The following is a 7,216-nucleotide window of genomic DNA, read 5'->3' on the forward strand; positions in this document are numbered from 1 at the left end:
ACAAGCCGCTTGACGCGCTACCTGCGTGGGATGTCTGTCGACCGGGGCAAGTACGGCTCGAAGATCCATCTGATCACTGAGCGGACCGGTCTGCCTCTGTCCGCCGGAATCTCGGGAGCAAACCTCCACGACAGCCGGGCCCTGATTCCGCTCGTGAAGGGCATACCGCCCATCCGCTCCCGGCGCGGGCGCCGGCGACGCAGACCGGGAAAGCTCCACGCCGACAAGGGCTACGACTACTCCCACCTGCGGCGATGGTTACGCAGCCACGGCATCAGCCACCGCATCGCCCGCAAGGGCATCGAGTCCTCGACCCGTCTGGGCCGCCATCGCTGGACCGTAGAGCGCACCCAACGTCCTGGCTCGCCGGATGCCGCCGCCTGCACCGCCTCTACGAGCGCAAAGCCGAGCACTTCCTGGCCTTCACCAGCATCGCCTGCACCCTCATCTGCTACCGCAGGCTCACCAAATGAGATGACGTCTAACTAAGACCGTGTCCTATGTGGTGAGGCGGATGTATCGCTTGTAGCAGCACAGTGCGGCTGCGAGTCCGAGAAAGGCCAGGTAGTTGCGGGGGTTTCGTTCGTAGCGGGGGCTGAGTCGGCGGTAGCCGGACAGCCACGACGTTGGGTCATGGTGCGCTCGATCACCCACCGGTGACGTCCCAGACGCTCGCTGGTTTCGATGCCCTTGCGGGCGATGCGTACGCCGATCCGTTTGCCGCGGACCCATGTACGCAGGTCGGGCTGGTCATACGCCTTGTCGGCGTGGAGCTTGCGGGGCTTGTACTGGCGGCCCCGATCGGGGTCGTGTCTCGATTGCAGCCCGGCGATCATGGGCTTCAGCCCCTGACTGTCGTGAGTGTTGCCACTTGAGATACCGACCACGAGAGGCAGTCCCGACCGGTCGGACAGGACGTGCATCTTGGAACCTGGCTTACCCCGGTCCACGGGGCTCGGACCTGCGAGTTCGCCCCTTTTTTCGCCCTTACATGGGCGGTGTCGAGGACCACGCGGGAGAGATCGAGCAGGTCTTTGGCCGCGAGTTTGTCGAGCACGGCCTGGTGCAGCCGGTGAGCAGTCGACTTCGAAATCCCGAAGCACGGCGGCAGCGCACGCCAGGCACAACCACTGACCAACACGTAGACGATCGCCGCGAACAGCGTCTCATCAGGCGTGTCCTGCGTCCCACCACCCTGCGGCCGAACCCTCGACGGAGGGACCAGCAGCTCCGCGATCTCCCACAACCCGTCCGGAACAATCCAACTCCACGCTCCCCGCCCCATATACAGCCCAACAACCGCCTCACCACATAGGACACGGTCTAAACGCTGGCGCATCTACCGCAACGCCCGCCGCAGCCCCAACCGGCTTGCATCAGCTTTCCGAGCTAACCTCACCCGCGAGAGGCAACGCTAAAAGCCTGAATGGACGGCCGGGGCCAGCCGTGCCTGGGCCGCGTCGAGGTGTGCCCTCACTGCCTCGGCGGCTCGCTTCGGTTCTCCGGCTGCTACCGCGTTCGCGATGGCTTCGTGCTCGTCGTGTGTCTGCGGGGTGATGACGCTTTCGAAATGGAGCCGGAACAGGTGCAGGTGAGCCCGGGCACCGGCGAACGCGGTCCGGGCCACCTCGTTGCCCGCGAACTGCAGGATCAGGTCGTGGAAGCGAGCGTCGTGCGCCGCGAGTTCTCGGTAGGCGTCGTAGTCGGCGCCCGTGGTCTCGGTGGGGCAGGTCGCGAGCTCAGCGAACAGGCGCGCGGCGCGCTCGGCGTCTATGTTCGCCGCCGCGGTCGATGCCGCCCATGGTTCGATCAGCCGACGAAAATCGTACAATTGATCGAACTCCGAAGCGGTGAGCACGGGAGTCGTCGAGTAGCCGCGGAGCGGCTGGCGAACCACTAGGCCGTCCGATTCGAGCCGGGCGAGCGCCTCCCGGATCGGGGTGGGTGACACCTGAAGTTCCCGGGCGAGGCCGTCGATGCTGATCCGCATTGACGGCTCGATGGCATGACTCATGATCATTGCTTTGACGCCTTCGTAGACATCGCTGGTCAACGTGCTCCGCTGACGTACCCGCGCGAAATGCTCGGCATGACTGGCCCGGTTCATGGCGCCTTTCTGATCAACCCTGTCGGATCCTATCTAAAATCTTCTCGCACCCAGCGGTTGACAGCTAGCAGGAGGCAAGCCAGGATCACACATCATTGACGCAACATCCTATAGGATCGAGGCTCGACCGATGGGGCATCCTCACCAGCGGACCGGCCGCTTGCGCGCGGGCTCGCATCGAGACCCTTAAGTCCTGCGGGGCCGAGGCGGTCTTGGCCGCAGGCGCACTCGGCCGTCTCGAGCCGCGCGCCAGAAGGTGTCTTGTAGACCCGCCAGCTCGGACGCCGCGTCCGTGGCCCTGACGCTCGTCCCGTGGGCACCCACCCCTACACCGCCAAGTACGAGTCGAGCACACTCGATCAGGGCTCCTGTGACGCTACGCACCAAGTCGGCTGCACCCTCGAGCTCAATCTCGACGACGCCCGCACGCTCCCCATTTTCATGGGAGCGTCGCCGCCGGCGAGATCCCCGCCAACGGCCAACCCGTCCAGACCAACATCGATAAGCTTGTCGAAAGGTAGATAGAGGATGACATTCAACTTGATGACAGACCAGCTCGGACCCGCACGAATCCTGCGCCGTCGCACCGGCACGGCAAATGGCGGTTGGGCTTATGACCGTCATCCGCAGATTGAGACGCTTGATGCAGGGTGCACGATCACGATTGCGGAGCTCGACGGGCCAGGCGTGATTCGCTCGCTACACTTTACGCAACACCCTGCCGAGTATTTTGCTTCCGGCGTGGGCCACGAGCGGGCGCAAGCAATGCTCGCCCGCGGCGTTGTGCTTGAGATTGAGTTCGATCGCTGCGGGCAGCCCTCAGTCCTTGTGCCGCTCGCGGACTTCTTTGCTGACGGTTGCGGCGGCCGTGCGTCCCACTTCACAACCCCCTACATCGAGAAGGCGCCTGAGTCCTACAATTGTTTCGCCCCTATGCCTTTCAAGGAGCACGCAACCGTGCGGCTCCGCAACGAAACACCTTGGGATCTACGCAACTACAGCTTTGTCGAGTGGGAGTCGCTAGCAGATTGGGAACCAGACCTGGGCTATTTTCACGCTACATGGCGGCGCTTCGGATTCCAGCTGCACGGGGAGAGCGACGAGCTCTTTTGTAAGATAGACGGCGACGGGCATTTCGTTGGGCAGTCCTGGAGCGTGGCCACTGACGAGGTGGCCTTCCACGAATTCTGGCACGTGATGGAAGGAAACCAGGAGATTAGAGTCGACTGCGCCACCGAACCACAGCATGACTACCTCGGCACCGAGGACTCATTTGGCCTCTCGTGGGGATTTCAGCGCGAGTTCAACGGTCTCCGTAACGGAGTGAACTTTGTGCAAAACCAACGCCCCACTCTCCTTAGTGTGTATCGTTTTCGATTTGACGAGCCAATTCGATTTACACAAAAGCTCGAGATGCGCACGAACTGGCAGCATGAGTATCGGGGAAACATGAAACGCATGCTTCCGCTGAAGGACAGCCGTGGCTGGGTCGACTACGCGACGACCTTTTACTGGTATCAACGTGAATGTGGATACGATCACGAGCCGATGGCACCTTTGGACGTTCGAGTAAGGCCCGTGCTGAACCAGAATGCCCGTCCGAGTATTGACTCGGGCGAATATCCTCCCGTCTGGTGATCAGCCTAAGACCCATGAGAAACAGGGCGACCTTGGAACGAGCCCAGGTCGCCTACCTCAAGAAGCCAGATATCAACCATAAATGGTGGAGGACCCAATGAAGCGAACCTCCTTCATGGCCCGCATCGGTCTGACCCTCGCGGTGACCGCCGTCCTTGGTGGATGCAGTGGTACGACCGGCGCCGACAGCCAAGCCGTTTCTACTCTGACCGAGCTGGACTATTACGGAACTGAGCCGACCTACATCGACGCTTTCGACAAGTGCGCTGCGCAAGCGGGCGTCACGCTCGACCGCCAGTACGCCCCGAGCACATCTTTCGTCCAGAAGGTCCTCCAGCAGGCGTCATCGAAAACTCTCCCAGATCTCCTCGTGCTCCCCGATATGGTCGTCCCACAGATCGCGTCAATCGGTGCGCTCGCCCCGGTGAGCGACTTCAACCTCACCACGGACGGCGTCGCTCGGGGCGTTCTCCAGGGCGGCATGTACAACGGCAAGGTCTATGGTCTGGCCCCGGCAGTGAATACGTCTGCTCTCTTCTATAACAAGGATCTCTTTGCCAAGGCAGGAATCCAGCCCCCGACGACGTGGGAGGAGTTGAAGGCCGACGCGGCGAAGCTCACCTCGGGCAACCGGTACGGCATAGCATTCGCCGATGGCACCCCGGCTTACGGTACCTGGGCCTTCCTGCCGTTCATGTGGAGCAATGGCGGCAACGAGAAGAACATTGCCACGCCCCAGACCGCTGAGGCCCTCCAACTTTGGGTGGACCTCGTAAAATCCGGTTCGGCGTCGTCCGGCGTCCTCAACTGGACGCAGACCGATGTCAGGGAACAGTTCATGGCGGGCAAGGCCGCGATGATGATCAACGGATCGTGGAACGTCTCGACCCTCGACAAGGCTCAGGGACTCAACTACGGGATCGTCAAACTCCCCGTGAAGTCATCCTCGGATACCGGGGTTGGGGTGCAGGGTGGCGAGTATTTCACCGTTCCACGGACGGGCAACAAGGCCAAAGAGGCCAAGGCCGCGCAGGTTGTCGCGTGCATGAACAGCGACCAGATGCAACTCGCGATTGCGAAGGGAGAGAGCTACATCCCATCCAGGACGACGCTCACCGCAAAGTTCGCCGCTGAGAACCCCAAGCTCGCCGTCTTTTCGGGTCTGATCACGACGGTGCACGCCCGCACGCGCGAGCTCGGTGCCGACTGGCCCAAGGCGGAGAACAAGATCGGTACGGCCCTTCAGACGGCCCTTACGGGCAAGGCCTCACCGTTGGATGCGCTCCAGCAGGCGCAGAACAACGGGTGATCAGGGCAGGTTTCAAAATGACGACGACAACCACCACCAGAATGCCGGCCCGCCCCGAGCCGCTGGCCGAAGCGGCGAGGCCACGCAACGGAAAGCGGCGCCGGGAGAGTCTCTACCAGTGGCTCTACCTGCTGCCCGCGGCCGTCTACATAATCCTGTTCTTCGGCTACCCCGTGGTGAAGAACCTCATCATGAGCTTCCAGGACTACACCACGGCGACCTTCTATACCGGCGAGGCGCCGTGGGTCGGCTTCCAGAACTACGCGGAGGTCCTGTCGTCGTCGATCTTCACGACGGCGGCGATCAACACCGCACTGTTCACCGCAGGCTCGATCGCGGGGGGGTTCGTAATCGGTCTCGCGCTTGCGGTGTTTTTCCAGAGGCGATTCCCGCTGGGCGGGATCCTGCGTTCGCTGCTCCTGCTCCCGTGGCTCCTGCCGCTCATCGCGTCCGGCGCGGTGTGGAAGTGGATCCTCGATAAGGACTCCGGAGTCCTGAATCAGCTCCTTGAGGCGCTGCACATCGTGCCGACTGGCGTCCCGTGGCTGACGAGCACGTCTCTCGCGCTCGTGGCCGTGGTGGGGGTGAACATCTGGACTGGTATCCCGTTCTACGTCACCATCCTGTACGGCGGGCTGCAGGACATCCCGGACGAGGTCTACGAGGCGGCAGCGCTCGACGGCGCGACCGGCTGGCGCGCGTTCCGGTACGTCACGTGGCCCATGCTACGGCCGGTCGTGAACGTGGTCCTGGTCCTCGGAGTCGTGTACACGCTCAAGGCCGTGGACATCATCCTCGCCTTGACCGGGGGCGGCCCGGCCAACGCCAGCCAGACCATCGCGACCGAGTCGTATGCGCTGTCCTTCCAGCAATTCAACTTCGGCGAGGGCTCGGCACTTGCGAACATCCTCGTGTTCCTTTCGCTTGTGTTCGCCCTGGTCTACCTGCGGGCCAGCCGACGCGGTGTCGAATACTGAAAGGAGGGATTCGAATGACCACCATTTCTGTACCGGCCAAGAATCCCGTCCGAATGGAGCGGGCGCAGCGCACCGGCCTCCCGTACACCGCCCTCGGGATCCTCTTCCTCGCGATCCTGCTGTTCCCCGTCTATTGGATGGTGAACACGTCACTCCAGCACAACGGCACGACGATCCAGGCCACGTGGTTCCCGATCAAGCCCGACTTCTCGGGCTACACGACAGCTCTAGCACAACAGAGCCAGAACCTGGTCACGAGCCTCAGCCTGGCGCTCGGGAGCGTCGTGGTGAGCCTCGCGATAGCGGCGCCCGCCGCGTACACGCTGAGCCACTTCAAGGTCCGCGGCACGAAGGTGATGCTGTTCGCGATCCTCATCACCCAAATGATCCCGGGAATCGTCGTGGCGAACGTGCTCTACACCGCTTACAACGATCTGGGCTTGCTGAATTCCCTCGGCGGTCTCATTCTCGCGGATTCGGCCCACGGCATTCCGTTTGCGATCATCATCCTCCGCGCCTTCATGGGTACGGTGCCGTCATCTATCCTCGAGGCCGCGCGCGTGGACGGCGCGGGACATGTGCGTGTGTTCTGGTCGATCGTGATCCCCGTCTCCCGCAACGCGCTCATCACGGCCGGGCTCTTCACGTTCCTGTTCGCGTGGAGCGACTTCCTTTTCGCCCTCACCCTCACCACGACTGATGCCGTCCGGCCCGTCACGCTCGGCCTGTACCAGTACATCGGCTCGAACACCACGGACTGGAGTCCAGTGATGGCGACCGGGGTGCTCGCATCGCTGCCTGCCCTCATCCTCCTGGTCGTCGCCCAGAAATTCGTCGCCGCCGGCACCGCCACCGGCGCTGTCAAATAGCCCGTCGGAACGGCTTCATGACACACCTAGTGGTTCGTTACACAGCCTTAGCCGCGTAATGATTCCAGGACCGAATCGATGAATTGGGGCGAAGTTGGTCTTCGGTTCGCCGCGAGTGTTGCGTCAGCCCGCGCAAGGTCAAAGACTTGCCCAACGTCGCGCTCGGACCACCCGTTATCGCCGGTTCGATCGTGATCTGAGCATGTTGTCGCAGCTCAGGATGGTTCTTCGATTGATGTGACGTGGTTAGCAGGGGCCGATGACTCGGGCTTTTGTCGGTGTGGTTTCTCCGCCGCGGCGGGCGAGTTCGCGTCGG

The 7,216-nt window shown here is 62.6% G+C and carries 5 protein-coding genes and 2 pseudogenes; 5 read left to right on the plus strand and 2 right to left on the minus strand.

Annotation, left to right across the window (positions count from 1 at the left end; translation table 11 throughout):
* A pseudogene (locus tag AC07CM_RS49915) lies at positions 1 to 473 on the plus strand (IS5 family transposase); the annotation flags it as partial.
* Between the two features lie 25 nt (positions 474 to 498).
* Here AC07CM_RS49915 and AC07CM_RS49920 read toward each other — a convergent pair.
* Both AC07CM_RS49920 and AC07CM_RS49925 read right to left on the minus strand, forming a co-directional pair.
* Positions 499 to 1,285 (minus strand): annotated as a pseudogene (locus tag AC07CM_RS49920) (IS5 family transposase).
* Positions 1,286 to 1,414: 129 nt separating this feature from the next.
* Positions 1,415 to 2,107, minus strand: coding sequence for a GntR family transcriptional regulator (locus AC07CM_RS49925; protein ID WP_478883211.1), 693 nt, complete (start codon positions 2,105 to 2,107; stop codon positions 1,415 to 1,417).
* A gap of 528 nt (positions 2,108 to 2,635) precedes the next feature.
* Between AC07CM_RS49925 and AC07CM_RS49930 the strand changes: the two genes are divergently transcribed.
* From AC07CM_RS49930 to AC07CM_RS49945, 4 genes are all read left to right on the plus strand, one after another.
* On the plus strand, positions 2,636 to 3,745 hold the full coding sequence (locus AC07CM_RS49930; protein ID WP_478883212.1) for a DUF2961 domain-containing protein: 1,110 nt from the start codon (positions 2,636 to 2,638) through the stop codon (positions 3,743 to 3,745).
* A gap of 97 nt (positions 3,746 to 3,842) precedes the next feature.
* Positions 3,843 to 5,054 (plus strand): sugar ABC transporter substrate-binding protein, encoded by a 1,212-nt coding sequence (locus tag AC07CM_RS49935; RefSeq protein ID WP_478883213.1) that lies wholly within the window; start codon positions 3,843 to 3,845, stop codon positions 5,052 to 5,054.
* 17 nt (positions 5,055 to 5,071) lie between these two features.
* Positions 5,072 to 6,031, plus strand: coding sequence for a carbohydrate ABC transporter permease (locus AC07CM_RS49940; RefSeq protein ID WP_478883214.1), 960 nt, complete (start codon positions 5,072 to 5,074; stop codon positions 6,029 to 6,031).
* 14 nt (positions 6,032 to 6,045) lie between these two features.
* Positions 6,046 to 6,900 carry a carbohydrate ABC transporter permease gene (locus tag AC07CM_RS49945; RefSeq protein WP_478883215.1) on the plus strand — a complete coding sequence of 285 codons (855 nt, stop codon included), beginning with the start codon at positions 6,046 to 6,048 and terminating at the stop codon, positions 6,898 to 6,900.
* The last annotated feature ends 316 nt before the right edge of the window (positions 6,901 to 7,216 follow it).

The organism is Streptomyces sp. NPDC044061, assembly GCF_056434305.1.

What these genes read in the sequence shown, in the direction of transcription:
- AC07CM_RS49925 (WP_478883211.1), bottom strand. Translation starts at nt 2,107, where the DNA reads ATGAACCGGGCCAGTCATGCCGAGCATTTCGCGCGGGTACGTCAGCGG.
- AC07CM_RS49930 (WP_478883212.1), top strand. Translation starts at nt 2,636, where the DNA reads ATGACATTCAACTTGATGACAGACCAGCTCGGACCCGCACGAATCCTG.
- AC07CM_RS49935 (WP_478883213.1), top strand. Translation starts at nt 3,843, where the DNA reads ATGAAGCGAACCTCCTTCATGGCCCGCATCGGTCTGACCCTCGCGGTG.
- AC07CM_RS49940 (WP_478883214.1), top strand. Translation starts at nt 5,072, where the DNA reads ATGACGACGACAACCACCACCAGAATGCCGGCCCGCCCCGAGCCGCTG.
- AC07CM_RS49945 (WP_478883215.1), top strand. Translation starts at nt 6,046, where the DNA reads ATGACCACCATTTCTGTACCGGCCAAGAATCCCGTCCGAATGGAGCGG.